Raw genomic sequence first — 24,829 nt, forward strand, 5'->3', positions numbered from 1 at the left:
GAATTCCAGCGCTGTGACCCCATCGGACGAACGCCCGCATACCGGCAGGGCCCGCGCGGATTCTGTCGTTCTTGATCTGGCCATGCGAAAAAATTCGCCGGTGCGGCGATGTTTTGAATTTTTCCCGTTGCGTTTGTCTTGTAGTGTGCACGTGTGTGCAAAACCCACGCAGGAGCACGGGTTCCCATCGTGAAGCAAAGACCGGAAAGATCGTTCATCAGCGCGCAGCAGGTCGCGGACCTGGCCGGCGTGTCCCGCTCGGCGGTGTCGCGCACCTTTACCGAGGGCGCGTCTGTCTCGGACGCGACGCGCAAGCGGGTCCTGCAGGCGGCCGAAAAGCTCGGCTACCATGTGAACCACCTGGCGCGCGGGTTGATGAACGACCGCAGCAACATCGTCTGTATTGTCACGGCGGATATCGACGCCCCCTACCACGGGCAATTCATCGAGGCGCTGACCCGCCAGCTTCAGGCGGTGGGCAAGGTCGCGATGATCGTCAACGCCTCGGGCGGGTCGGGGATCGAAAGCGCGATGCGCCTGACGCTGCAATACCGCGCCGATGCGTCCATCGTTCTGTCGGGGCAGCCGGACCGGCAGATCATCGAGAACTGCATCAGCAATGGCCAGAGCGTCATCGTGGTGAACCGCGATGAAACCGTCGCGGGGACGAAGAACATCAACGTGTCGAACCGGGCCTCCGCGCGGGAGGCGTTTCACATGCTGCATCGCGTGGGCTGCACGAATCTCGCCGTCGTCACCTCCACCGTCGGGACGCCCAGTCTGCTGGCGCGCGAGCGGGCCTTCGTGGAGGAGGCGCAGCGCGCCGGGCTCGACGTGCCGGTGGTGCGTATCGGCTCGACATCCTACGAATCCGGCGCGGCGGCAGCGCGGCAGTTGTTCTGCAGGACATCCCGGCCCGATGGCGCGTTCTGCGTCACCGACCTGCTGGCCTGCGGTTTCATGGACGTCGCGCGGGAGGAGTTCGACATCTCGATCCCGCAGGAGCTTTGCGTCGTGGGCTTCGACAACATCATGCAGTCGGGCTGGGCCGCCTATGACCTGACGACGTTTCGCCAGCCGATCGAGGATATCGCCGCCTACATGGTGTCCCTTGTCGATGGCGATACCGGGGATGTCGGTGAGCAGCCGAAACGGTTCCTGACCGAGCCTGTCTGGCGCAAGTCTGTCCGCCCGAAATAGTCCTGGCCTGGGCGCGCCCCCGCGCCGGCGATCAGGCAAGCGCGATGGAGGACGCCGCGCTGAGTTTCGCGGCGATCGCGGGTGTCGCGGCCAGAACGGAGCCGCCGTCCTGCAGGTTCGGCTGCCAGGCGGTTCCGCCGACGATGCCGCCCGCTTCCTGCACGAGCAGCAGTCCGGCAAGGCAATCCCAGGCGTTCATGTGCAACTCGGCATAGCCGTCCGAGCGCCCGTCCGCGACAAAGGCCAGCCCCAGCGCCCCGGAGGACGCCCGGCGGGCGTTCGCCCCGACATCCAGCGTGGCAGAGACCATGTCGATGTAGCGCTGGTTCGGCAGGCGGTTGGACCAGCCCAGCTCGACGCTGGCGCTTTCCATGTCGCGGGTGGGGGCGGTATGCAGCGCGTGGCCGTTGCGCGTCGCGCCCTTGCCCCGTGTCGCGACGTAAAGCTCATCGGTTTCCGGGTTGAAGATCGCTCCGAGCGCGACCTCGCCCTCATGGACATAGGCCATGACCACGGCGTAGTGGGGAATGCCCCGCGCGAAATTGGCGGTGCCGTCGATCGGGTCCACGACCCAGTAGTTCCCCGAGACGTCGCCGCCGGTTTCCTCGCCGAGGAAGCCGTCGCCGGGGAAGCTTTCGGAAATCCGCGACTTGATCAGCTTTTCCACCGCAAGGTCGGTTTCCGTCAGGAAGTCCTGCGGGCCTTTCAGCGTCAGTCCCTGGCCGGTCTGCGCCGAGAAGCCGCGCCGGGCCTCTTCTCCGGCGGCCTGGATCACGTCAATGCAGACCGCTTCGCGCAAGGCGATATCGCTGGCTCGTCTTTGGTGGGGAATGTTCATGGCTTGTCCTGCACGGTTTCGCTGCGGTTCGAGGCGATGTCCTGCGCGATCCCGACCAGCGTCGAGCACTGGGTTCCCGCCCCGAGGGCGATGTAGGCGGGATACATGTAATCGGCCGTGCCGTCGCGCAGCGTGCCCATGTTGATGGGCTGGTAATGGCCGCCGGCCTGCCGAAGGATCAGGATCCCGGCGGTGACGTCCCAGGCGTTGATGGAAAAATTCGCGGAGGCATCGGCCCAACCGGCCGCGACATGCGCGAGGCCAAGCGCGGCGCTGCCGATGCGGCGCACGGCGGAATAGGTTTCGACAAGCACGCCAAAGCGGTCCAGCGCGATATCGCGCCCGTCGATCTTCAGGTCCCGCGCCGAGGGGTAGCTGCACAGCAGCGTTGCAAGCCCTTCGTCCGGGGTCGCCTTGGACCTGAGCGGCTTGTCGCCATGATAGGCGCCGGCCAGGTCCGCGCTGAAGACGTTGCCGCCCATCGGATCGACGATCGCCCCGGCGACGATCTGCCCGTTGCACACCGCCCCGATGGAGATGCACCAGCTCGGCATCCCGCGGGCGAAATTGGCTGTGCCGTCGATCGGATCGATGTACCACTGGACGCTGCCGTTCCCCTGCACGCCGCCTTCCTCGCCGATGAAGGCGGAATCGGGCACAGCGGCTTTCAGGTGCGCGCAGATGGTGACCTCGGCGGCCTTGTCGTGGGCCGTGACGATGTCGCGCTGATCCCTCTTGAACTCGATGCTCATCGCCGAGCGGAAAGCCTCGACGAGGGGGGCCTCGACGGATCGGGCCGCGGCGATGGCGGCATGCCTCAGCTCGGTTGAACGGGCGACGTCGATTGTGGGGGAATGGGTCAAGGGAGGCCTTTCGGAAAGTGAGGGGGGCCGGGCAGATCACCCGGCCCCGCAAGCCCGGTTCTTACCGGGAGTAGTGGATACGCCAGAAGTCCTGCCAGTCCTGGCGCCGGTCGAAATCATCCGCGCCGGTTGCCGCGACATGCGGCGTCAGGCGGTCCGCCATCTGGACCACGCCGGAGATCTCCTCCGGGTGCGGCGGCACGGCGGAGTTGCCGGACATCTTGCCGTCGATGGTCATCGGCAGCACGCCTGCGTCGGTCATCATGAAGTGCAGGAACAGCTTCGCGGCGTTGGGGCTGTCGGTGCCGGCCGCGATCAGGCCGAAGCCGGGCTTTGCGAAGCCCATGTAGGGGTTCAGGTCCTTGCAGATCGCCATCGCCAGCCCTTCGTCGCTGACATCGCGGAATTTCGCGCTGGCGACGAGGCCGAAGAAGGGCTTTTCCTGCCCACGCGTGCCGATGGCTTCAGCCGCCCCGGAGGAGGAGTCCGTCAGAAGTGGTGCGTTGGCGGCAAGACGCTCCACCCAGGTTGCCGTGGCGCTTTGTGCGCTGGTGTCCAGCTTCTCGCCGTAGCGGTCCTCGAACGCGGCCGCGATTTCATCGTCGAAATGGGTTTGCATCTGGTTGAACCAGTCGACGAAGGACGGCTTGTTCAGCGGATCTTCCATCGTGATGCGACGGTTCCACGCTTCTTCGGTGACTTCCCAGATGTTGCTGACCGGGCACTCGCCGCCGTCTTCGTTGTTGTAGGTCCACAGCGAGGGATCGCGCCAGACGACCAGCGGGTCCTTGGAAAGTTCATCGATCGTGTCCGCCATGTCCGGCGGCGTCCAGCTGGTGACCATGCCTTCGGGCAGAAGTTGCGCCAGCGCGGCGGCCGCATCGCTGGAGATGATGACATCGCCGACCACGTTGCCGGCCTGGTGCTCACGCACCACCAGGTCGATCTGGGCGGCGCCCTTCACCTTGGTGCCCACGGCCTCGATCCCGTAGAGCTTGGTGAATTCGGCGGCAGCCTCCTTGATCTTGCTGGTGCTGGAATAGATCGTGATGCCGTCCTCGGCCTGGGCCGCCGCGATCAGCGCGTCGAGGTCGAACTCCTCGGCCAGGGCCGGCGCGCCGAGCCCGGCAAGCGCGAACATCGTCGCGGCCACGCCCATGCGGAAGCGGCCTGTCTTGTGTTCCGGTAACAATGTCATTGTCTTTCCTCCTTGCTATTTGTTTTGGGCCGGACAGCTCATCCGGCCTTTCGAACTTTTGTCGTCGAAGCGTCGCTCTGAGGCAGCCGATGCCCGTTCGGATCGAACCTGTGCACGGCGTCGGATGCCACGTGGAAGAACAACTCCTCCTCTGCATGCCAATGCGGAGCGACGTGTGTTGAGGCATGCAGCTTCTGCCCGTCGATGCCCAGTTCCAGGATCCAGTTCCCGCCGGTGGGCAGGATGGCGGTCAGTCTGACCGATCCGGAAAGGGCGTCGGCGGGCAGGTCGGCCTTGTCGCGCGCCAGGCGGATCGACTCGGGGCGCAAGCCGACCGAGCCAACCGTTTCGCGCGGGGTTCCCTGCTGATCCAGGAACGCGTTCGCCGCCTCGGCCAGCGCGCCACCGGCGCCGCCCCCGAGTTCGACGATATTGATGGGCGGACTGCCGACGAACTCGGCAACGAAGCGGTTTGCCGGGCGGTCATAGATGTCCTCGGGGGTACCGACCTGTTGCAGGTTCCCGTTGTTCATCACCGCGATCCGGGTAGCCAGGGTCATCGCCTCCCATTGATCGTGGGTCACGAAGACGATGGTTGTCCCGAACTCACTGTGGATCCGCTTCAGCTCGGTCCGCATTTCAAGGCGCAGGCGCGCGTCGAGGTTGGACAGCGGCTCGTCGAGCAGCAGCACCTCGGGGTTGACGGCCAGCATGCGCGCCAGGGCCACGCGCTGCTGCTGCCCGCCGGACAGTTGCGAGGGATACCGGTCGCGATACTGCTCGATCCCGAGCGTCTTCATGACGCGTGTGACCCGCTCTTCGCGCTCCGCCTTGGGAACCTTGCGCAGGCGCAGGCCGAAGTCGGTGTTGCCCTCGATCGTCAGGTGGGGCCACAGGGCGTAGCTTTGAAAGACCAGCCCCATTTCCCGCTTCTCGGGGGGGACGAACACGCCCTTGTGGGCCGCGTCGACAACCCGGTCCCCGACGGTGATTTCCCCCTCGGTCAGGTTTTCGAGCCCCGCGATCATGCGCAGGGTCGTTGTCTTGCCGCAGCCCGAGGGGCCCAGCAGGCACATGAAGTCGCCGTCCACGACCTCCAGGTCCAGGTCCGAGACAGCCTTGGCGCCATCCTTGCTGTAGCTTTTGCTGATGGCTTTCAGCGCAATTGTCGGCATTTCAGCCCTCCAGTCCGTCAGCTAGGTTTGTTTTCGTCATCTTCTGAACGGCAAGCGTCCCGAAATAGGCGATCGCCGAAATGATCAGGACAACCGAGTTGGCCGCCTGCGTGTAGTTGTAGTCGAGCAGTCTGAGCGAGAATGTCGTCAGTACGTCGGTGCCCGGCACCGCCAGGATCACGAACAGGCTGAGCCCCCGGATGCCCGAGATGAAGGGCAGCAGGATCCCGGCGACAAGCGCGCCTTTCTGGATCGGGATCACGATGCTGATCATGCGTCGGAACCAGCCCGCCCCGGCGACCTGCGCCGCTTCCTCGGGGTCCTTGCCAAGCTGCATCATGGCCGAGATCCCGGCGCGCGAGGCATAGGGCATCTGGTCCGCCATCAGCGCCAGGATCAGGATCAGCGAGGTGCCGTAAAGGGCCGGGATCGGCCCGCGCGGCACCGCGAACAGCGACAGGTAGGCGGCAGCGAAGGCGATGCCCGGCACCAGGTAGGGGAAGAAGGTGACCTGCCGCAGGAAGACGGACACCGCCTTGACCTGCGAGCGGACGACGACATAGCCGACGAGGATCCCCATCATGCCGGAGCAGACCGACGCGAAGCCGACGATCGTCAGCGTGTTCCAGACCGCGGTCCAGAGGTCGGGCGTCAGAAGGATTCCCGTCGGGAAAGCGACGAACTCGAGGTCCTGGCCGATCCAGTAGTCCAAGGTGAAGTTACTCAGTGCGAAATTTCCTGGAACCCGCATCACCGTGGACATCGTCAGCACCAGCAACGGCAGGCCGACACTGATGAGAAAGATGAGGCCAGCGAAAACCGTGGCGGGCAGGCGGAAGATGCCCAGAGCGTTCTTGCGGTCCATCGAGCCTTTGCCGCCGACGGTCACGAACTTGCGGCTTTCCCGCACGAGGCGCGCGTCGATCAGCAGCGAGATGATCCCGATCGCCATGATCGCGATGGCGATCACCGCCGCAACACCGGGCTGGCGGGACGAGATGCTGCGGAACAGCGACGTCGCCAGCACGTCGTAATCGACCGGCAGGCCCAGGACGTAGGACACGCCGAACTCGCCCAGGCACTTCGCGAAGATCAGCACGGTGGCCGACATCAGGGCGGGCAGCATCAGCGGCAGGATGATCTTACGCGCGACGGTGCGCGGCGGCGCGCCCAGCACGCGGGCGCTATCCTCCAACTGGCTGTCGAAGCGGCGCAGGGCGTTGCCGAACAGCAGGATGACAAAGGGCGTGTAGTGCAGCGCCAGGATGATGGTGATCGGCACCTGGCCATAGGCCAGCCAGTCAGGCGGGGGGAAGCCCATCGCCTCGAACCAGCCCATCTGCCCGCCCACTTCGCGGTTCTTGAACAGCGTGCGCCAGGCAAGGGCGAAGGTCCAGCTCGGCAGCATGTAGGGCACGATCAGCGCGGTCGCGAACCAGCGGCGGGCGAACAGGTCGGTCCGGCCCAGCAGCCAGGCCAGCACGCCGCCGACCGACAGGGAGATGATGATCGCCCCGACCGAGATGCTCAGCGTGTGCGACAGCGGCTGCCAGAACAGGTCCTGCGCAACCGGCGAGAACAGCGCGCGTGAGAAGTAGTAGGTCGTCAGCCCGCCCTCGGGCGCGCCGGCGCGCCGCTCGTCGCCGAACTGCACTTCGACCGAATCATACAGAAGCGCGGCGATCGGAACGACGATCAGGTAGGCGAAGACGATCGTCAGCAGGATGCCGATAATCGCCGTTGGCTCGCGCCAGGCGGTCCGAATCTTGTAGTTGAGGCGGTTCAGCCGACTCTCGGCGACGGCCCCGGCAGGGTCGGTTTGCCTTGCCCCGGTCATCTTGGACCCGTCTGGCAGGGGGTGGGAGACAGCGGTTCACGACCGCTCTTCATCTCGATGGTGCGCGCAGTAATCTGGTGTCCCTCCCCGGGTTTGTTCGCATTTCATCGCCGCCGGCGTCCGCTGGCGGTGAATTGCGCTTGTTTTTTACAACACTCCGCATGCCGCGGGGTCATGTCAATCGGAAATTGCACAGCTGTGCAAAAAAAGACGGAATTGCCGGTTCAACCCTGCCCCCGGGAAGTTTCTGGTTTCTCGATAAAATGGATAACAGAAGTTAAAAGGTGGTGAGAGCTGCTCCGGAAATAATCTTGCACAGCCTTGCAGACCCGCCCGTATTTTGCCGGGTTCGAAGGGTGTTTCGTGTGCCGGCCACCGCCCGGCAGGGGATGCCCGCAGGGCGGTCCATGAGGTTCTGCGAGCATGCCCGCTCAGCCGCCCGCCTCGCTGGCGTGGTGGCCATCAGGGGGCCTCGTTTGCAAACCAAAGCGGGCTTTGATACCACCTTGGAGCACCGTCGGCGCAGCCCCGCTTCGCAGCGAACCCAGAGCCGACCACCGAGAACCCGCGATGCTGCGGCCTCGGAAAACCCATCCCAACCACAGGAAGAAATCATGAGCCAAGCCGCCAAGGCAGGAGACAAACTGCGCATCCATTACACCGGCAAGCTGGAAGACGGCACCGTGTTCGACAATTCCGAGGGCCGTGAGCCGCTGGAATTCACCATCGGCGCGGGAGAGATCATCCCCGGGCTAGACCGCGGCGTCGTCGGCATGGAAGTCGGAGAGACCCGCGAAGTCACCATCCCCCCCGAGGAAGCCTACGGAGAGCGTGATGCCGCGCGGATCCAGTCCGTCCCGCTCGAGGCAGTGCCCGATCACATCCCGACCGAGCCGGGCAGCCAGCTGAGCGTGCAGACGCCCGAAGGGCAGACCGTGCCGGTGATCGTGTCGGACAAGACGGACACCCACCTTGAGCTGGACGCCAACCACCCGCTCGCCGGCAAGACGCTGACGTTCGAGGTCATGCTGGTCGAAGTCGCCTGATCGGCTGACCTCCAGATCGCATTGATCACAGGCGGGGCGCACGTGCGCCCCGCCCGCGCCTCGCCCGGCGGGAAAGGGCCCTTGCTTGGATAATTGGAAGGGGTGGCCGCGTCAGTCCTGTTCGAACAGTTCGCGCGGGATCGCCCAGTGCACCAGCTTGCCCGGCAGCTTGACGGCGGAGTCCCATGTGTCCCCCTCGAAGGCGATCGCCATGGTCGCGCCGGTGGGGTAGGCGGTCAGATCCAGCGGCACATCCACGTCGCGCAGCAGGTGTTCGGCCAGCGTTGCCACGGTCGGGTTGTGGCCGATCATCAGCACGGTGTCGCAGTCCAGCCGGGACAGTATTCCAAGATAGGTCGACGGCACGGCGTCATAGAGTTCGGACGCGGACTTCATCGGCGTCTCGGCCTCGAGCCCCAGAGCTTCCCAGGTTTGCTGGGTGCGCTCAGCCGAGGAAACGATGGCGATATCGGGCACCAGGCCCTTCTTGCGGATCCAGTCGCCGATCGCCTTAGCGTCGCTCGTCCCACGCTGTGCAAGGGGGCGGTCGATGTCCGGCTGGTCGTGCTGTTGGGGCGCCGCCTTGGCGTGGCGCATCAGGATAAGGGTCTTCATGGTCTGCTCCGATGGAAGGCTGCCATATGAAAGGCCGATTGTGCCTCCGGACGCAAGCCCTGCCCGACCGGGCAGGCGCGGCGCACCAGGCAGCCGGACAGGCAATCCGCCCCGGCCGTGGTGTCGATGAAGTCATGGCAGGCGGCCACGTCATAGCCCGCGCCGGTCATCGCCCGTGGCGGGCAGGCGACCAGGCAGGGCTTGTCCGTGCAGCTCTCACAGGGGGACGCGCCGTCAGGCTGGGGCGGCGGCGGTCCGGGCAGGGCGATCGCGCCGCGGAACGATACCATCAGGCCGAACCGGTCATGCACAAGCAGCCCGACGGGGGAGGGGAAGCAGCGGCCCGTCGCCAGCGCCCAGGCGATGAAGGGATGCCAGGGTGGCCCGCCAAAGGGCAACAGCGCCACCCCGCCGAGCCTGTCCGCGATTCCCCCGAGCACCCGACTGGACCAGCGGTCCAACGGGTCCGGGGCGCCGTCGCCATACTCCGGGCTGGCGCGAAACACCGCCCAGAACGCGCCGCCGTCCGGCCCCAGCAACACGAGGTGACCCGTGCCCGCAGGCAGCCCCGCCTCCGGCGCGGCATGGCCGAGGGGGACCAGCCCCTGTGAGCCGGCGATCGTGTCCAGGTCCCCGGGCATCGGCGTTCAGCCCCGGATCAGCGAGCCCGCGCCATGCTCGGTGAACAGTTCCAGCAGGCAGGCATGGGGCGCGCGCCCGTCAAGGATGACCACCGCCCGCGCACCGCCCTCAAGCGCGGCGAGCGCGGTTTCCGTCTTGGGGATCATGCCGCCCGCGATCACGCCGCTTTGCGTCATCTGGTGCACGTCATCCGCCGTCATCTGGGTCATGACCTTGCCTTCGGCGTTCTTCACGCCCGCCACGTCGGTCAGCAGCAGCAGCCGGTCCGCATGCAGCGCGGCGGCGATGGCCCCGGCGGCGGTATCGCCGTTGATGTTATAGGTCTCGCCCCCAGCGCCGGTGCCGAGCGGCGCGACGACGGGGATCAGGTCGCTGTCGAGGAAGGTGCGCAGCACCGACGGGTTCACCTTGGAGGGCGCGCCGACGAAGCCCAAGTCCTCGCCGTTCGGGCCGAGGGCCTTTTCGCACTGGATCAGCGAGGCGTCCTTGCCCGAAAGCCCCACGGCCTTGCCGCCCTGGGCGTTGATCGCCTGCACGATGCGGCGGTTGACCGAGCCGGAGAGGACCATCTCCACCACCTCGATCGCGGCGGCGTCGGTGACGCGCTTGCCGCCGATGAAATGGCTTTCGATGTTCAGCCGGTCGAGCATCGCGTTGATCATCGGCCCGCCGCCATGCACCAGCACGGGGTGCACGTTGCACTGTTTCATCAGCACGATGTCGCGCGCGAAACGTGTCAGCGCCTCGTCATCGCCCATGGCGTGCCCGCCGAGCTTGATCACCACGGTGGCGCCATCGTAGCGCTGAAGATAGGGCAGCGCTTCGCTCAACGTGCGTGCTGTGGCGATCCAATCGCGGTTCATTGCGGCAGATTCCTCCATTATCATGGTCCTCGGGCTGAAATCCGTTCGTTTCTACCTATTTGACAAGGATCGCGCTACAGGGAAACCGCATCCTCCAAAAGGAGCGTTGTATGAAGCTTAAGCTACTTCTCCTCGCCATTGTGCTTGGCGCCTGCGCGCCCGTTCCCGGCGGCAGTGATGCCAGCCGCGCGGATCAATGCCGGGACAGGTTCCAGGCCTATGACCGGGCGGCGATGTTCGAGCCGACGTTTTCCATGGGCGTCTTGCAGCCGACGGTGACCGGTGCCGGGCTGGCGAACGACAGGACGGCGGCGCGCAACGCGCTGCGCCAGTTCGGATGCACCACCACCCCGGCGGAGATGCCGGTGCTTGATGGGCGCGACCTGTCCGCCTTCGCCCGCCCCGTGGCCGACAACGCGGCGCCGCCGCGCTACGTGCATGTCGCGACGGTGACCAGCAACAGCTCAGAGGCGGCGCTGCAGCGCGCTTTTCAGGGCCTCGGCTACCCGGTTCGCGTGAAAGGGGCCGAGGGGCTTGGCCGCCGCATCTTCCTTGGTCCGCTGGACACGACGCCCGCGCAGCAGAACGCATTGGCGCTGGCGCGGGAACTGGGCTTTGCAAGCGCCTACCTGTTGCCGCGGGTCCCCTGATCGGGGGGGGGCTCAGTCGCTCATCCCGGCGATGGTGGCGCGCAGCGTCGGCAGCCCGTCACCGGTTTCCGATGACGTCAGGATCAGCTCAGGATAAGCGGCGGGGTGCTTGGTGAGCGCGCCGCGCACCTGCGCCAGCATCTTGTCCATGTCGCCCTTCTTGGGCTTGTCCGCCTTGGTCAGCACCACCTGGTAGGTGACGGCGGCGGTATCGAGCAGGGACATGATCTCCTCGTCCACGGCTTTCACGCCATGGCGGCTGTCGATCAGCAGGAAGGCCCGGCGCAGGGTCGCGCGGCCCTGGAGGTAGGATTTCAGCAGCCGCTGCCACTTCTCAACCACCGGCACCGGCGCATTGGCATAGCCGTAGCCCGGCAGGTCCACGAGGTAGAGATCGCCCAGCGTGAAGTAGTTGATTTCCTGCGTCCGCCCCGGCGTGTTGGAGGCGCGCGCCAGCGCCTTGCGCCCGGTCAGTGCGTTGATCAGCGTCGATTTCCCGACGTTCGAGCGGCCCGCGAAACAGACCTCCACCCGGTCTGCCGGGGGCAGGCCGTCCATCGCGACGACGCCTTTCAGGAAGTCCGAGGTGCCGGCGAACAGCTTGCGGCCCGCTTCCTCGGCCAGGGGATCGGGGGCTTCGGCAATGGGGAATTGAATCATGTCGCGGTCTCCAGCGCGGAAAGGTCGGCGCCACGGATGGCGTTGAGGTTGCGGCCCAGCTTGTCTACCGGCCAGGTCCACCAGGCGATGTCCAGCAGCCGTTCAATGGTGGCGGCGTCGAAGCGCTGCTTCACCGCGCGCGCCGGGTTGCCGGCGACCACCGTATAGGGCGCGACATCGCGGGTCACGACGGAATGCGCCGCCACGATGGCCCCCGCGCCGATGGTGAGCCCCGGCATCAGCTTCGCCTCGGTCCCGATCCAGACGTCGGGGCCGATCACCGTGTCGCCCCGGTGCTCTGCCGTCCAGGTGGCGGCATCGAAGCCCGCTTCCCAGCCGCCGCCGAAGATGTTGAATGGAAAGGTCGAAAACCCGCCCATCGCATGGGTGCCGCCGTTCATGTGGATTTGCACGCCGTAGGCCAGCGCGCAGAACGGGCCGATCACCAGCCGGTCGCCGATGAAGTCGTAGTGGTGCAGCACGTTGCGATCGAAGAAGTCGCCGGTCTGGTCGCGGTCGTCATAGTAGCTGTAGGCGCCCACCTCGACGTTCGCGCGGCCCTTGGCCAGCGGGGGCAGGAAGGTGGTGCCCTTGTAGCTCTGCATGGGGTGGAGCGTGTCGGGGTCCGGGCCTGTCATTCTGTCACCTCGTCGCCAATGCGGATCGTGCCGTCGCCCCGGGCAATGGCGTAGACGCCGAAATCCCGGTGGCCCCAGCCGTCCTGAAGCAGGCGCAGGGTGTCCACGTCCACCTTGCCGCTTTCCGGGCTGGCCATGGTGGCGGTGCAGCGGGTGATCCGCTCGGTCACCTCGAAGGGGATGCCGGCGACGTGGATCGTTTGGCCGATCCATTCGAACTCCTGCCAGGGGCCGCCACCGTCGAACCACAGGTTGCTCCGGAACCGCCGCGGGTCCAGCGGCTGCCCGGCCTTGTCCGACAGCGCCCGCAAGGAGGCGAGGTTCAGGATGGAGATCGACGGGTAGTCGGAATCCGTCATTGCCGTGCCGTCCACCTTCACCAGGTCCGAAGGGGCGGCGCGCCCCGGATTGCAGAGCGGGCGCACCCAGTCGATCAGCGCCTGCGGATCGGCGTCGGGATCGACGCGCAACGCGGGCCGGTCTGGGTGGCGGAAGGTCAGGATGGCGCCATCACTGGTCACGGTGACGGCCATCAGCGCGGGGGACTTCGCGCCCCGGATGAAGTTGGCGCAGTTGCGCCAGCCGGTTCCCGGTTTCGCGGCTTCATGCGCCAGTGCCCACGCCCTGTCGAGCGGCAGGCACCGGCCTTGGGTCACGCTGGCCCGGTCCAGCGTTTCCACCCCGATGCCCTTGACCGGGTGGCGGAAAAGCTGGGCCAGGCGCAACATGCTACTTCTTCTCGGCCGTTTTCTTGCGTTTCAGCCCGGACTTGATGTTGCCGAACACATCCGGCTTCACCCCTTGGGTGCGCATGATCAGGTACTGCTGCGTGAAGGTGATGATGTTGTTCGCCGTCCAGTACAGCACCAGGCCAGAGGCGAAGGTGCCCAGCATGAACATGAACACCCAGGGCAGCCAGGCGAAGATCATGGCCTGCGTCGGATCGGTCGGCGCGGGGTTCAGCTTCTGCTGCATCCACATCGTGATCCCCATCAGGATGGGCAGCACCCCGATCGAGAAGATGGCGAACAGGCTGTCGGCCTCGGGCACGCCGAAGGGCAGCAGGCCGAACAGGTTCAGGATCGAGCTCGGGTCGGGCGCGGAAAGGTCCTTCACCCAGCCGATGAAGGGCGCGTGGCGCAGCTCAAGCGTCACGAAGATCACCTTGTAGAGCGAGAAGAAGATCGGGATCTGCAACAGGATCGGCAGACAGCCCGAAGCGGGGTTCACCTTTTCCTTCTTGTAGAGGGCCATCATCTCCTGTTGGAGCTTCATGCGGTCGTCTCCGGCGCGCTCCTTGATCTTCTCCATCTCGGGCTGAAGCTTCTTCATCTTCGACATCGAGACGTAGGACTTGTAGGCCAGCGGGAACAGCAGCGCCTTGATCGCCAGCGTCAGCCCGATGATCGCGAAGCCCATGTTGCCGATCCACAGGTTCAGGTAGTGCAGCGCCCAGAAGATCGGCTTGGTCAGGAAATAGAACCAGCCCCAGTCGATGGAATCGATGAACTTCGCGAAGCCCAAGTCTTCCTCGTAAGCGCTGATCACTTCGGCTTCCTTCGCACCGGCGAAGAAATAGGTGACGTCCTCGGCGGACTGGCCAGGGGCCACGTCCAGTGCGGGCAGGCGCATGTCCGTCTGGTAGATGTCGGCCTGGGTCAGGTGCTTGGCGACGGCGGTGAAACCGGTGCCCGGTTTCGCCATCAGGGTGGTCATCCAGTAGTGATCGGTGAAGCCGATCCAGCCGTTCTCAAGCACGTCGCGGCGCTCTGCGGTGCCACGTTCCGCGGCATTCGCTTCGTAGTCGCGCATGTCGCCGTAGTCTTCCTCGATCAGCTCGCCGTCGGCGAACTGGACAAGGCCCTCGTGCAGGACGAAAAAATTCTCCTGCTCGGGCTCACCCTCGCGGGCGATGATACCGTAGGGCGACAGGCGGACGGCGGCGTCCGTGGTATTTTCGACCGACTGGGTGATGGTGAACAGGTAATCCTCGTCCACCGAGACCTTCTTGCGGAAGATCAGGCCAGCGCCGTTGTCCCAGACCAGCGTGACGGGCTGCTCGGCGGTAAGCGTTTCACCGCTTTCCACCTGCCAGGGGGTGCGTGGCCCCGGTACTGCCTCAGGCGGCAGGCCGGCGGCGCCGACCCAGCCGTGCAGCGCGTAATAGGCGTTGGGGGATCCGGCGGGCGACAGCAGGGTGACGACGTCCGCGCCCTCGTCCAGCGACACGCGGTAGTCGAGCAGTTGCAGGTCGTCGATCCGCCCGCCGGTCAGCGACAGGCTGCCCGCGACTCGCGGCGTTTCGATCTTCACCCGCTCGGTTTCGCCGATTGCCGTGGCGCGCGCCTGGCCGGGCACAGCCAGCTCAGCGCCCGGGGCGGCGATCTCTGCGCTGCCGGCGACGGGGGGCGTTGCCACGACGGTACCATCCTCGGCCACCGTGGTCAGTGGCGCGTCCTGCGGCGTGGGGGGCGGGAACATCACGAACCACACGAGGATCACGAGGAAGCTCAGCGCGGTGGCGAGGATCAGGTTCTTGTTCTGGTCGTCCATTAATCAATCAGCCTGACATGCGGGGAAAACTGTTGGCAGGGTTCAACAGGTATGGGCGGCAAAGGTCAAGGGGGCAGGGCGCACTGCCCCCCTTATGTCACAGGCAGGCCTGGATCAGCGCGCGCGTGTTTTCCTTCGTCATCGGAACCGGGTTGCCCCCGGCGGTGGGATCGGCCAGCGCCATGCGTACAAGCGTATCGAGGTCCGGGTCGCTGACGCCGAGCGCGGTCAGGTTGGCCGGAATGCCAAGGGTTTCACGCAGTTCCAGCACGTAGGCATGGAATCCCTCGAAGCCGCCTTTCAGGCCAAGATAGTCGGCGGCGCGGGACAGGCGTTCCTCCACCGCGGGGCGGTTCATGCTCAGCACCATGGGCATCACCACGGCGTTGGTGGTGCCGTGATGGGTGTTGTAAAGCGCGCCAACGGGGTGGCTGATCGCGTGGATTCCGCCCAGCCCCTTCTGGAACGCCACCGCGCCCATGGCGGCGGCGGCCATCATCTGGCCGCGGGCCTCGATATCTGTGCCGTCGGCGAAGGCGCGGGGCAGGTATTCCTTGCACAGGCGCATCCCCTCCAGCGCGATGCCCTGGCTCATGGGGTGGAAGAAGGGCGAGCAATACGCCTCGAGGCAATGGGCAAGCGCGTCCATCCCCGTCCCGGCGGTGATCGGGGCGGGCATGCCGACGGTCAATTCGGGGTCCATGATGACGATCGTGGGCAGGACCTTGGGGTGGAAGATCACCTTCTTCACGTGGTCGGCGGAATTCGTGATCACGCTGGCGCGCCCCACTTCCGAGCCGGTCCCCGCTGTCGTGGGCACCGCCACGATGGGCGCGATGGCGTCGGCGTTGGCACGGGTCCACCAGTCGCCCACATCCTCGAAATCCCAGACGGGCCGGGTCTGCCCGGCCATGAAGGCGACCATCTTGCCGAGGTCCAGCCCCGAGCCGCCGCCGAAGGCGATCACCCCGTCGTGGCCACCCTCGCGATAGGCCTTGATCCCCGCCTCCATGTTCACGTCGGTGGGGTTCGGGTCCACCTCCGAGAAGATCGCGCGGCCGAGGCCCGCGGCGTCCATCTGGTCCAGCGCGGTCTGGGCCACGGGCAGGGCGGCAAGGCCCCGGTCGGTGACGAGCAAGGGGTTGGTGATGCCCGCCTCGATGCAGGCGGCGCCGAGTTCGGCGATGCGCCCCGCGCCGAAGCGGATCGCGGTGGGGTAGGACCAGTTTGCGGTCAGGCTCATGGCTCAGGCTTTCTTCAGGTGATAGGATTTGGGGCGCGTCAGCGCGTGGAAACCAAGCACCGACAGGGCCGCGCCGCGCCCGGTGTCCTTGCAGCCGGTCCAGCACAGCGCGGGGTCAAGGTAGTCGCAGCGGTTCATGAACACGGTGCCTGTATCGATCTGCGCGCCGATTACCGCCGCGCGCGCCGCGTCCGTCGTCCAGAGCGCGGCAGTCAGCCCGTAGGGGCTGTCGTTCATCAGGCTGATCGCCTCGGCGTCCGAGCTGACGGGCATGATACCGACGACTGGGCCGAAGCTTTCCTCGCGCATGACTTCCATCGAGTGATCGACGCCGGTCAGGATCTGCGGCGTCAGGTAACAACCGACGTCATCCGCCGCGAAGGTGGGGATATGGGCCGTCGCCCCGGCGGCCACCGCCGCGTCGATCTGCGCGCGCACCTGTGCTGCGAAACGGGCGTTGGCCATGGGGCCGATCGTGGTGTCGGGGTCCAGTGGATCGCCCAGCTTGTAGCCCTTGACCAGCGCCACCGCCTTTTCGACGAAGGCGTCGAACAGGCTTTCGTGGACATAAATCCGCTCGATCCCGCAGCAGCACTGGCCGGAGTTGAACATCGCGCCGTCGATCAGCGTCTCGACGGCGGCGTCGAGGTCCGCATCCTCCATCACGTAGCCGGGGTCCTTGCCGCCCAGCTCCAGCCCCAGCGGCGTGAAGGTGCCCGCCGCGGCGCGTTCGATCCGCCGCCCCGCCGCGACCGAGCCGGTGAAGTTCACGAAATCGAAGGCTTTCGCGGCCAGCAGATCCTCGGTCGTGGTATGGTCGAGGAAGATGTTCTGGAACACCTCGGCAGGCACCCCGGCAGAGGTGAAGGCCGCGACCATCCGCTCACCCGCCAGCAGGGTTTGCGTGGCGTGTTTCAGGATCACCGCGTTGCCCGCGATCAGCGCCGGGGCGACGGTGTTGATGGCGGTCAGGTAGGGGTAGTTCCAGGGCGCGATCACCAGCACCAACCCGTGGGGCTCACGCTCGATCCGGCGCTCGAAGCTGGCGGAGTCCTCGGCGACGATGGGGGCCAGCGCCTCTGCCGCGATGTCGGCCATGTAGGACGCACGCTCGTTCACGCCGCCGAACTCTCCTCCGTAGCGCACCGGGCGGCCCATCATCCGGGCGATCTCGGTCACCACCTCGTCCCCCATGGCGCCAAGGGCAGCGACGCCGGCGCGCACCAGGGCGACGCGGTCTTCCAGCGGGCGCGCGGCCCATGCCTTCTGCGCGGCGCGGGCGCGGGCGATCATCGCGCCCGCTTCGGGAGCGGTCGCGCAGGTCCGCTCGGCGAATACGCTGCTATCGATCGGAGAAATGCACTGTAATGTCGTCATGGATGCCCCCTGAAATTGGCGTGGCGGCGCTGCTCAGCCCCGCTCGAATCCGCGCCCGACTTCCCAGTCGGTCACGCGGCGGTCGTATTCCGTCTGCTCCCATTGCGCGGCGTGCACGTAGTGGTCAACCACCGTGTCGCCCATCGCCGCGCGCAGCATGTCCGAGCCATCTGCCAGGGCCGCCGCCGCGCGCAGGGTGGCGGGGATTTCGCGCAGCTTTTCAGCGCTGTAGGCGTCCCCCTCGAAGGCGGGTTCCAGCTCAAGCCCGGCGTCGATCCCGGCCAGTCCGGCGGCGATCTGCGAGGCGAAGGCCAGGTAGGGGTTCAGGTCCGCGCCACCGATTCGGTTCTCGATCCTTATGGCCTTGCTGTGCTCGCCCACCAGGCGGAAGCCGGCGGTGCGGTTGTCGGGGGACCAGACCGCCTTTGTCGGCGCGAAGGTGCCCGCAACGAACCGCTTGTAGGAGTTGATGTTGGGCGCCAGGAACAGCGTCACCTCGGGCGCATGGGTCAACAGGCCCGCGACGTAGGATTTCATCATGTCCGACATGCCGAGCGGCCCGTCCTTGTCGAGGAAGGCGGGCGTCTTGCCGTCCACCGACCAGAGGCTCTGGTGGATGTGGCTCGACGAGCCGGCGGCGTCATAATCGTATTTCGCCATGAAGGTCACGGCGCGCCCCTGGTTCCAGGCGATTTCCTTCGTGGCGTGCTTGGTCAGCACGTGGTTGTCGGCGGCGGTCAGCGCATCGGCGTAGCGCACGTTGATCTCTTCCTGCCCGGCCCATGCCTCGCCCTTGGAGCATTCGACGGGGATGCCCGCACCGTAGAGCCCGTTGCGCAGGGTGCGCATCACGTCCTCTTCCTTGGCGGTCTGGAAGATGTGGTAGTCCTCGTTGTAGGCGCTGATCGGGGTGAGGCCGCGATAGCCCTTGGCGTGGGCCTGTTCGAAGCTTTCCGCGAAAAGGTAGAATTCCAGTTCCGAAGCCATCATCGCGGTCAGCCCACGCTCGGACAGGCGGCGGAGCTGCTTTTTCAGGATTGCGCGGGGCGAGATGGCGATTTCCTCTTTCCCGGCGTGGTCGAGGACATCGCAGAGCACCAGCGCCGTGCCCGGCGCCCAGGGCAGGCGGCGCAGGGTGTAGAGGTCCGGCTTCATCATGTAGTCGCCATAGCCCTGCGCCCAGGAGGCGGACTTGTAGCCCTCCACCGGCTCCATTTCCATGTCGACGGTCAGCAGGTAGTTGCAGGAATGGGTTTCGTGCACGGCGGAGTCGAGGAAGTGGCGCGCGTGGAATCGCTTGCCCATCAGGCGGCCCTGCATGTCGGTCTGGGCCATGATCACCGTGTCGATTTCATCGTCGGCGACGGCGGCATTCAGGGCTTCTATGGTCAGGGGGGCAGTCATCGGGTCACCTGCGGGAACGAGAAGTTAGCGGAGACCGGCCCCGTGCGGGGCCGGTCGCGGTCATGAGCGCGAAGGGGTTGCGGGCGCAGCCCCCGCGCGGGCCCTGACCTCAGGTGTAGCGGTAGGGCCGGCCGGCTTTTTCCATGTCGGCGTTGTACTGCTTGATGATGCTGACGACCTTCGCCTTCGTCTCGGACTCGGCGGCGATTTCGTCCCAGAAAACGCGGGCGGCGGCTTCGACCGTGGCCCATTCCGCGTCCGGAATGGTGGTCAGCTGCATCTTGGTGCCGTTGACGCGCAAGGACGCCTCGCCGCCCCAGTACCACCACTGGCGGTAGTAGTGGGATTGGTCGCAGCACACCCGGAACAGGGTTTGCAGATCCTCTGGCAGTTCGTTCCAGCGGTCCATGTTGGCGAAGAAGGACCCCGCCCAGGCGCCGGAGATGTTGTTGGTCAGGAAGTAGTTGGTCACATCGGCCCAGCCGACGGTGTAATCCTCGGTGATGCCGGACCAGGCGACGCCGTCCAGTTCGCCGGTCTGGACCGCGACCTCGATATCCTCCCACGGCAGGGTGACGGGGACAACGCCGAACTGGCTGAGGAACCGCCCCGCGGTGGGGAAGGTGAACACCCGCTTGCCCTGAAGATCCGCGAGGCTGTTGATCGGGTCCTTGGTAGCGAAGTGGCAGGGATCCCAGGCCCCGGCCGAGATGTGCTGGATCCCGACCTTGGCGTATTCCTCTTCCCAGATGTCCTTCAGCCCGTACTGGTTGAACAGCACCGGCACGTCGAGCGAGTAGCGCGAGGCGAAGGGGAAGTAGCCGCCGAAGACCGTCACCTCGGTCGGGGAGGCCATCGAATCGTCATCCGACTGCACCGCGTCGATGGTGCCGCGCTGCATGGCGCGGAACAATTCGCCCGTGGGCACCAGCTGGTCGGCGAAGAACAGTTCGATCTGCATACGGTCGCCGGCGATCTTGTTGAACATGTCGATCGCGGGCTTGATCACATGCTCTGCCAGGGCCGGCCCGGCATAGGTCTGCATGCGCCATTTGATCTGGTCCTGCGCGTGAACGGCGGGTGCGGCGAGCGCGGCGGCGCCCGTGGCGGCCCCCGCGGTCAGAAACTTGCGTCTGGTTGTCATCGGAATCTCCTTGTCGGTTTCACTGGGTGCTCGGACCGGCCCCCTTTCGCGGAGGCTCTCATTGCCCTCAATTCATTTGCCGTAAACGTAATTTGGCAGCCACAAGGCAATCTCAGGGAACGCCATCACAAGCGTCAAAGCAAGGATCATGATGCCGACGAATGGCACGATGGAACGGTAGATGTCGCCGAGCGTGACCTCCTTCGGGGCCATGGCGCGCATCAGGAACAGGTTGTAGCCGAAAGGCGGCGTCATGTAGGCGATCTGGGTGGTGATCGTGTAGAGCACGCCGTACCAGATCAGGTCGAATTCCAGGATCCGCACCAGGGGCACGTAAAGCGGGGCCACGATGACCAGCATTGCGGTATCGTCTAGAAAGGTGCCCATGATCAGGAAGCTGAGCTGCATCATGATCAGGATGACCCAGGGGTTCAGGCCCAGCTGGTCGACGAACAGGTCCTCGATCGCGCGCGCGGCCCCGAGCCCGTCGAACACCGCGCCGAAGCCGAGCGCGGCAAGGATGATCCACATGAACATGCAGCTGATGCCAAGCGTGTTTCGGACCGAATTCTCGAACACCTCGCGGGTCATGCGGCGTTTCAGCACCGCCGCGAGGAAGGCCGTCATCGCCCCGATGGCCGAGCTTTCCACCAGCGAGGTCCAGCCGTTCACGAAGGGCACCATCATCGTGGCGAAAATCGCCAGCGGCAGCAGACCGGCGCGCAGAAGGCGCAGCTTTTCCGCCATCGGCACGTTGCGCTCCTCCTTCGGCAGGGCGGGGCCGAGGGCGGGATTGATGCGGCAGCGCAGCCAGATGTAGATGACGAAGAGCCCCGCCATCATCAGCCCCGGAAACACGCCCGCCAGCCACAGCTGGCCCACCGGCTGGCGCGCGATCATCGCGTAGAGCACCAGCACCACCGATGGCGGCACCAGGATTCCGAGGCTGGATCCGGCCTGGATTACCCCGGTGACCATCCGCTTGTCATAGCCGCGTTTGAGCAGTTCCGGCAGGGCGATGGTCGCGCCGATCGCCATGCCCGCCACGCTCAGCCCGTTCATCGCAGAGATCAGTACCATCAGCCCGATGGTCCCGATGGCCAGCCCGCCGTTGATCGGGCCCATCCAGACGTGGAACATCTTGTAGAGGTCGTCCGCGATGCGGCTTTCGCTCAGCACGTAGCCCATGAAGATGAACATCGGCAGCGTCAGCAGCGGATACCATTTCATCAGCTTCATGGCGGCCGAGAAGGGGATGTCCACGCCCCCCGTGCCGTAGAGGAACACCGCCCCCGCCGCCGCCACCGCGCCGATGGCTCCGAACACGCGCTGGCCGGTCATGAGCATCAGCATCATAGAGCTGAACATCAGGACGGCGATCATCTCGTAGGACATGGTGCGACTTTCAGGCGGCGGCGCGCGGGGCCGCGACGGGAGCCTCCGGCGGGAGTATTTCTTGGAGCAAAGTGATCAAAGAGTGAGTCCCCTGATCCGGGCGATGTCGCGCAGGAACTCGACGGTGGCCTGCAGCAGCATCAGGAAGATGCCGACGATCATGACGATCTTGATCGGCCACATGTAGGGGCGCCAGGCGGTTGGGCTGCGCTCTGCGTATTCCAGGGAGTAGGCGGTGGAATTGATGCCGCCCCAGAGCAGGACGCCGAGGAAGAAGATCAGGAAGAAGATGGTGAAGGCGTCGACCCAGGCTTTCTGGCGCGGTGTCCATTCGCCGTAGAACAGGTCCATCCGCACGTTCGAGCCGAGCTGCATCGAGTAGGGGCCGCCGAGGATGTAGTAGGCCACCATCAGGAACTGCGCGGTCTCCAGCGTCCAGAGCGATGGCAGGAAAAACGTCTTGGAAATCGACGACCAGAGCAGCACGCCGATCATCGCAAAGATGACATACATCACCACCCGGCCAAGGCGGTAATTGATTGCTTCCACAATTTGTACATATTTTATGACTACGCTCGGCATGAGCCCATAAAGCGCTGGCAAGTTTTGCCTTGTCAACGCCTGCGTGTCGTAAGGGTTCCGTGCCGGGTTTGGCGCGGTTGGTTGTGTATTTAGTGCAAGGCGCTGGTCGCGCCGGAAAGATTTTGAATGAGTACTACGTGTATTGAAGTAGGCCTGTCGTCTTGGTCCCTGTCCGAGTCATCCGAAGTGCGTAGACGCCCGGTACGTGATCCGGTGTTGCGCTACAGCGATTTCGACGAGCGGTTCGATGACTCCACCCTGTTTTTCGATCTTTTCAGGACCGAGGATCCCCTTGTGTGGGAGGCAAGCTGCCCCCCCGCGCTGAACCTGGCCGAGGATTATTCCTGGGAGGTGATCGCAGAACCCTCGGGCCAGCGAATCGATCCCGAGCGAATCCCCCGAATCATGCACGACCTTCTGCGCTTCCGCGTGCCCGAGGGCAGCGAGGCGTTGCGCCTGCGCATTGCAGGTGTCGCGGAGCAGTCGATCGTGCCGCAACCCTCGGTCCGCGAGGATTTCGCCGGGCGCAAGGTGGTGTTCACCCTGTCAAAGGACAACGACCTGGCCTGGATCCGGGATTGGGCGCAGTACTACGTTCGGGTGCACGGCGCGGACACGGCGGTGATCTATGATAACGATTCCACCCGGACCACCCGGGCGCAGATTGCCGAGGCGCTTGCCGGGGTGGAGGGGCTCGAGGCCTTCGCCGTCATCGACTGGCCGTTCCGTTATGGACCCAACGACCACCGCAGGCCCGGAACGCTTTACCTGGCTGAGAGCGATTATTGCCAGCGCGGCATGTTCGAGCATGCCCGCCGCCGCCTGTTTCCCGAGGCGGCGATGGTCATCAATGCCGATGTCGACGAGCTGATCTATTCCGAAAGCGGCGCGCGCCTGTGCGACGTGCTGGCCGAGGCCCCCGCGGGCTATGTTGAGGCGCTAGGGCTGTGGGTCGAGGCGGTGTCCGACGGGCGCACCGATGCCGTGCGCCACGTGGCCTTCGCGCAGCGCGACACATCGGAGCGTTTCCCCACCATGTGCGAGCCGAAGTGGGCGCTGGTGCCCGCCAAGCTGCCCGCCGACGCTCAATGGACGGCGCATCGTGTCATCGGGGCCGCGCCGATGGCGGAAAGCGCCGATTTCGCCTTCGGTCATTTCCGGGCGATCAACACGGACTGGGATCTTCACGTCTCCAACAACACGACCACCCGGCGCACCGACAGCCCGGAGGAGGACGCCCCCCTGTCCGAGATCCCGGCCCTACGCCGCGCCATGGACGCGGCCTTCCCTTCACCGGATGCGGGATGGATCGAAACCCCGGTGCAAGAGGATGCGGACGACGCGTTCCAGCAGACGGCGCATTGCCGGATGGAGCCCCGCGATCCCGCCGCGGCGGAGGCGCGGGGCGGGCCGCATTACTGGGTGCACCGCTCGCACCTGGCCTCGCTCGACCCGGCGCAGGCTGAGGTCGCGGCGCAATTCAGCGAACGCGCGCTTCGCGGCGCAAAGGGCGCGCAGCTGTACTTCGTCCTGTCCGTCGTGGCCATGCGCTACGACGGGGTCGGCCGGCCCGAGCAGGCCGCGCCGCTTATCCGGCGCTACCGGGCCGGGGTCGGCGCGGCGTACCAGGCGGCTTGCGACGCCCTGCTGGCCTGGTGCTTGCGCGATTCAAAGCCCGAGGCCGCCATGGCTCATATGGCGGCGGCAATCGCCGTCCATCCGGACCGTGCCGGATACCACCTGTTCATCGCCGAGCGGCTGAAGGTGAGCGACCCGGCCGGGGCGCGCCGCGCCTTCGAGGCGGCGATTGCCGCCAGCAAGGCGCCGGGCTGCCTGGCCTCGGAAGTGGCCGTTCTCGGGGCGCAATGCGCGCATATCGGGCGCTGCCATGCCGCGGAATACCTGGGTCTGGAGGTTCACAAGGACGTCGTGATGTGGAGCCAGTATGCCGCGTTCCTCAGGCAGACCGGCAGCATGGAAGAGGTGTTGGACGCGACGCGGATGTCGCTGCTCGGGCGACCCACCAACAGCGAACGCCAGTTGGCGCTCGCGTCCCTCTACCGGGAAATGGGGCAGGACGAGCACGCCGCGCATCATGAGGCCTGCGCGCTCAGCCTTGCGCGGGTGCAATACGCCCATGGCACGCATCACAATGCGCAACCCTACGAGCGGCAGATGCACCGCGCCCGCGCGACGGTCGCGCTTATCAAGGCGCTGCATGCAAATGGACTGCAGGAGGAAATGGATGCCCTTCTGGCGAAGGACTTCCACGCCGTCGCCGGGCTGGAGGCGCCGCGCCGGCGCCTGGCGTCGTTCCTGATGCAACATGACAAGCTCGAACAAGCGGACGCCTTCCTCGGGCGGGTGTTGAAGCGTGCGCCTGCGGACCCGGTCCTGCTTCGTTTTCGCATGTTGGCGCTGCTGCGGCTGAAGCGTTTCGACGCGGCGGCGGCAGCGGCCATAGCGCTGGGCAAGGTGGCGCCGGTGCCGCCCCATATCGTCAACCGGCTTGTGAATGGCCTGCATCCGGACAGGGATTGCAGCAGGATCCGCGCGCTCTACGCGCTGCTGTTCGCCTCGACGGTGGGCGATGCCAGCCCCGAGCTGCTGGAAAAGGCCGTCGCTTACGAGGCCGATCGCGGCGATGCGGTGCAAGCGGTGGACTGGGCGCAGCAGATGGAGGCGGCGCATCCCGCGGCGGCGGAAAGCCACCTGGCCCGAGCGCGGGCGCGCTCCGCCGCTGGCGCACGGGGGCTGGCGCGCCTTGATTTCCAGCGCGCCCTTGAGGTGAATCCTGGGCTGCTGGCGGCCCGCAAGGGACTGGATGCGTTGAAGAAAGCAGCCCCCTGATGTTCGGGGGGCTGTGCAAGCCCTTCCCGCATGGTATGTCGCGTGAAAGCACAGCG

Annotated in this window: 22 protein-coding genes; 4 read left to right on the plus strand and 18 right to left on the minus strand. The window is 65.9% G+C overall.

Annotated features, from left to right (window positions below; all coding sequences use genetic code 11):
* The first annotated feature begins 189 nt into the window (after positions 1-189).
* On the plus strand, positions 190-1,200 hold the full coding sequence (locus DJ029_RS09540; RefSeq protein WP_232823031.1) for a LacI family DNA-binding transcriptional regulator: 1,011 nt from the start codon (positions 190-192) through the stop codon (positions 1,198-1,200).
* Between the two features lie 31 nt (positions 1,201-1,231).
* Here DJ029_RS09540 and DJ029_RS09545 read toward each other — a convergent pair whose 3' ends face one another.
* The 5 genes from DJ029_RS09545 to DJ029_RS09565 all read right to left on the minus strand — a co-directional run bounded on the left by DJ029_RS09545 (position 1,232) and on the right by DJ029_RS09565 (position 7,111).
* Positions 1,232-2,038: an inositol monophosphatase family protein gene (locus DJ029_RS09545; protein ID WP_112322204.1), complete on the minus strand. Its 807-nt coding sequence runs from the start codon at positions 2,036-2,038 to the stop codon at positions 1,232-1,234.
* A complete protein-coding gene (locus DJ029_RS09550) occupies positions 2,035-2,901 on the minus strand; it encodes an inositol monophosphatase family protein (RefSeq protein WP_112322205.1) in 867 nt (288 codons plus the stop codon). The genes DJ029_RS09545 and DJ029_RS09550 overlap by 4 nt, the downstream gene beginning before the upstream one ends.
* Before the next feature lie 61 nt (positions 2,902-2,962).
* Positions 2,963-4,099 (minus strand): ABC transporter substrate-binding protein, encoded by a 1,137-nt coding sequence (locus DJ029_RS09555; RefSeq protein WP_112322206.1) that lies wholly within the window; start codon positions 4,097-4,099, stop codon positions 2,963-2,965.
* A gap of 38 nt (positions 4,100-4,137) precedes the next feature.
* Positions 4,138-5,274, minus strand: a complete 1,137-nt coding sequence (locus DJ029_RS09560) for an ABC transporter ATP-binding protein (RefSeq protein WP_112322207.1) — start codon at positions 5,272-5,274, stop codon at positions 4,138-4,140.
* 1 nt (position 5,275) lies between these two features.
* Complete coding sequence (locus DJ029_RS09565; RefSeq protein ID WP_112322208.1) at positions 5,276-7,111, minus strand: ABC transporter permease; 1,836 nt, start codon at positions 7,109-7,111, stop codon at positions 5,276-5,278.
* 614 nt (positions 7,112-7,725) lie between these two features.
* Between DJ029_RS09565 and DJ029_RS09570 the strand changes: the two genes are divergently transcribed.
* Positions 7,726-8,157: an FKBP-type peptidyl-prolyl cis-trans isomerase gene (locus DJ029_RS09570; protein WP_112322209.1), complete on the plus strand. Its 432-nt coding sequence runs from the start codon at positions 7,726-7,728 to the stop codon at positions 8,155-8,157.
* Between the two features lie 111 nt (positions 8,158-8,268).
* Here DJ029_RS09570 and DJ029_RS09575 read toward each other — a convergent pair whose 3' ends face one another.
* From DJ029_RS09575 to argB, 3 genes are read right to left on the minus strand one after another with little or no spacing between them, the layout of a single operon-like run.
* Positions 8,269-8,772, minus strand: coding sequence for a SixA phosphatase family protein (locus tag DJ029_RS09575; protein ID WP_112322210.1), 504 nt, complete (start codon positions 8,770-8,772; stop codon positions 8,269-8,271).
* A complete protein-coding gene (locus DJ029_RS09580; RefSeq protein WP_232823032.1) occupies positions 8,769-9,413 on the minus strand; it encodes a ferredoxin in 645 nt (214 codons plus the stop codon). The genes DJ029_RS09575 and DJ029_RS09580 overlap by 4 nt, the downstream gene beginning before the upstream one ends.
* A gap of 6 nt (positions 9,414-9,419) precedes the next feature.
* Positions 9,420-10,277, minus strand: a complete 858-nt coding sequence (gene argB, locus DJ029_RS09585; protein WP_112322537.1) for an acetylglutamate kinase — start codon at positions 10,275-10,277, stop codon at positions 9,420-9,422.
* A 110-nt stretch (positions 10,278-10,387) separates the two neighbouring features.
* On the opposite strand from argB, the gene DJ029_RS09590 reads away from it, so the two are divergent.
* Positions 10,388-10,927 carry a hypothetical protein gene (locus DJ029_RS09590; RefSeq protein WP_112322211.1) on the plus strand — a complete coding sequence of 180 codons (540 nt, stop codon included), beginning with the start codon at positions 10,388-10,390 and terminating at the stop codon, positions 10,925-10,927.
* Positions 10,928-10,939: 12 nt separating this feature from the next.
* Here the strand turns inward: DJ029_RS09590 and yihA are convergent, their stop codons facing one another.
* The 10 genes from yihA to DJ029_RS09640 form a co-directional block, all read right to left on the minus strand.
* The gene (gene yihA / locus DJ029_RS09595) at positions 10,940-11,587 is read right to left on the minus strand and encodes a ribosome biogenesis GTP-binding protein YihA/YsxC (protein WP_112322212.1); all 648 of its coding nucleotides are present in this window, start codon (positions 11,585-11,587) and stop codon (positions 10,940-10,942) included.
* Entirely contained in the window at positions 11,584-12,225 is a 642-nt protein-coding gene (locus DJ029_RS09600) for a CatB-related O-acetyltransferase (RefSeq protein WP_112322213.1), read from the minus strand. Before DJ029_RS09600 ends, yihA begins: the two co-directional genes overlap by 4 nt.
* A complete protein-coding gene (locus DJ029_RS09605; protein ID WP_112322214.1) occupies positions 12,222-12,953 on the minus strand; it encodes an MOSC domain-containing protein in 732 nt (243 codons plus the stop codon). Before DJ029_RS09605 ends, DJ029_RS09600 begins: the two co-directional genes overlap by 4 nt.
* 1 nt (position 12,954) lies before the next feature.
* Entirely contained in the window at positions 12,955-14,778 is a 1,824-nt protein-coding gene (yidC, locus tag DJ029_RS09610) for a membrane protein insertase YidC (protein WP_112322215.1), read from the minus strand.
* Between the two features lie 97 nt (positions 14,779-14,875).
* Entirely contained in the window at positions 14,876-16,021 is a 1,146-nt protein-coding gene (locus tag DJ029_RS09615; RefSeq protein WP_112322216.1) for an iron-containing alcohol dehydrogenase, read from the minus strand.
* Between the two features lie 3 nt (positions 16,022-16,024).
* Entirely contained in the window at positions 16,025-17,398 is a 1,374-nt protein-coding gene (locus DJ029_RS09620) for an aldehyde dehydrogenase family protein (protein WP_112322217.1), read from the minus strand.
* A gap of 33 nt (positions 17,399-17,431) precedes the next feature.
* Positions 17,432-18,802, minus strand: a complete 1,371-nt coding sequence (locus DJ029_RS09625) for a glutamine synthetase family protein (RefSeq protein WP_112322218.1) — start codon at positions 18,800-18,802, stop codon at positions 17,432-17,434.
* A 109-nt stretch (positions 18,803-18,911) separates the two neighbouring features.
* Positions 18,912-19,946, minus strand: a complete 1,035-nt coding sequence (locus tag DJ029_RS09630) for a TRAP transporter substrate-binding protein (RefSeq protein WP_112322219.1) — start codon at positions 19,944-19,946, stop codon at positions 18,912-18,914.
* A gap of 72 nt (positions 19,947-20,018) precedes the next feature.
* Positions 20,019-21,341: a TRAP transporter large permease gene (locus DJ029_RS09635; RefSeq protein WP_112322220.1), complete on the minus strand. Its 1,323-nt coding sequence runs from the start codon at positions 21,339-21,341 to the stop codon at positions 20,019-20,021.
* Between the two features lie 75 nt (positions 21,342-21,416).
* The gene (locus DJ029_RS09640; protein ID WP_112322221.1) at positions 21,417-21,923 is read right to left on the minus strand and encodes a TRAP transporter small permease subunit; all 507 of its coding nucleotides are present in this window, start codon (positions 21,921-21,923) and stop codon (positions 21,417-21,419) included.
* Between the two features lie 213 nt (positions 21,924-22,136).
* Between DJ029_RS09640 and DJ029_RS09645 the strand changes: the two genes are divergently transcribed.
* Positions 22,137-24,773, plus strand: a complete 2,637-nt coding sequence (locus DJ029_RS09645; RefSeq protein ID WP_157966331.1) for a tetratricopeptide repeat protein — start codon at positions 22,137-22,139, stop codon at positions 24,771-24,773.
* The last annotated feature ends 56 nt before the right edge of the window (positions 24,774-24,829 follow it).

It is taken from the genome of Oceanibium sediminis (assembly GCF_003265325.1).
Taxonomy (GTDB): Bacteria; Pseudomonadota; Alphaproteobacteria; order Rhodobacterales; family Rhodobacteraceae; genus Halovulum; species Halovulum sediminis.

Bases quoted from the DNA above. Each gene is read 5' to 3' on its own strand.
- DJ029_RS09615 (WP_112322216.1), bottom strand. From the start codon at position 16,021: ATGAGCCTGACCGCAAACTGGTCCTACCCCACCGCGATCCGCTTCGGC.
- DJ029_RS09565 (WP_112322208.1), bottom strand. From the start codon at position 7,111: ATGACCGGGGCAAGGCAAACCGACCCTGCCGGGGCCGTCGCCGAGAGT.
- DJ029_RS09560 (WP_112322207.1), bottom strand. From the start codon at position 5,274: ATGCCGACAATTGCGCTGAAAGCCATCAGCAAAAGCTACAGCAAGGAT.
- DJ029_RS09630 (WP_112322219.1), bottom strand. From the start codon at position 19,946: ATGACAACCAGACGCAAGTTTCTGACCGCGGGGGCCGCCACGGGCGCC.
- DJ029_RS09545 (WP_112322204.1), bottom strand. From the start codon at position 2,038: ATGAACATTCCCCACCAAAGACGAGCCAGCGATATCGCCTTGCGCGAA.
- DJ029_RS09635 (WP_112322220.1), bottom strand. From the start codon at position 21,341: ATGTCCTACGAGATGATCGCCGTCCTGATGTTCAGCTCTATGATGCTG.
- DJ029_RS09580 (WP_232823032.1), bottom strand. From the start codon at position 9,413: ATGCCCGGGGACCTGGACACGATCGCCGGCTCACAGGGGCTGGTCCCC.
- DJ029_RS09570 (WP_112322209.1), top strand. From the start codon at position 7,726: ATGAGCCAAGCCGCCAAGGCAGGAGACAAACTGCGCATCCATTACACC.
- DJ029_RS09620 (WP_112322217.1), bottom strand. From the start codon at position 17,398: ATGACGACATTACAGTGCATTTCTCCGATCGATAGCAGCGTATTCGCC.
- yihA (WP_112322212.1), bottom strand. From the start codon at position 11,587: ATGATTCAATTCCCCATTGCCGAAGCCCCCGATCCCCTGGCCGAGGAA.
- argB (WP_112322537.1), bottom strand. From the start codon at position 10,277: ATGAACCGCGATTGGATCGCCACAGCACGCACGTTGAGCGAAGCGCTG.
- DJ029_RS09605 (WP_112322214.1), bottom strand. From the start codon at position 12,953: ATGTTGCGCCTGGCCCAGCTTTTCCGCCACCCGGTCAAGGGCATCGGG.
- DJ029_RS09555 (WP_112322206.1), bottom strand. From the start codon at position 4,099: ATGACATTGTTACCGGAACACAAGACAGGCCGCTTCCGCATGGGCGTG.
- DJ029_RS09625 (WP_112322218.1), bottom strand. From the start codon at position 18,802: ATGACTGCCCCCCTGACCATAGAAGCCCTGAATGCCGCCGTCGCCGAC.
- DJ029_RS09575 (WP_112322210.1), bottom strand. From the start codon at position 8,772: ATGAAGACCCTTATCCTGATGCGCCACGCCAAGGCGGCGCCCCAACAG.
- yidC (WP_112322215.1), bottom strand. From the start codon at position 14,778: ATGGACGACCAGAACAAGAACCTGATCCTCGCCACCGCGCTGAGCTTC.
- DJ029_RS09600 (WP_112322213.1), bottom strand. From the start codon at position 12,225: ATGACAGGCCCGGACCCCGACACGCTCCACCCCATGCAGAGCTACAAG.
- DJ029_RS09640 (WP_112322221.1), bottom strand. From the start codon at position 21,923: ATGCCGAGCGTAGTCATAAAATATGTACAAATTGTGGAAGCAATCAAT.
- DJ029_RS09590 (WP_112322211.1), top strand. From the start codon at position 10,388: ATGAAGCTTAAGCTACTTCTCCTCGCCATTGTGCTTGGCGCCTGCGCG.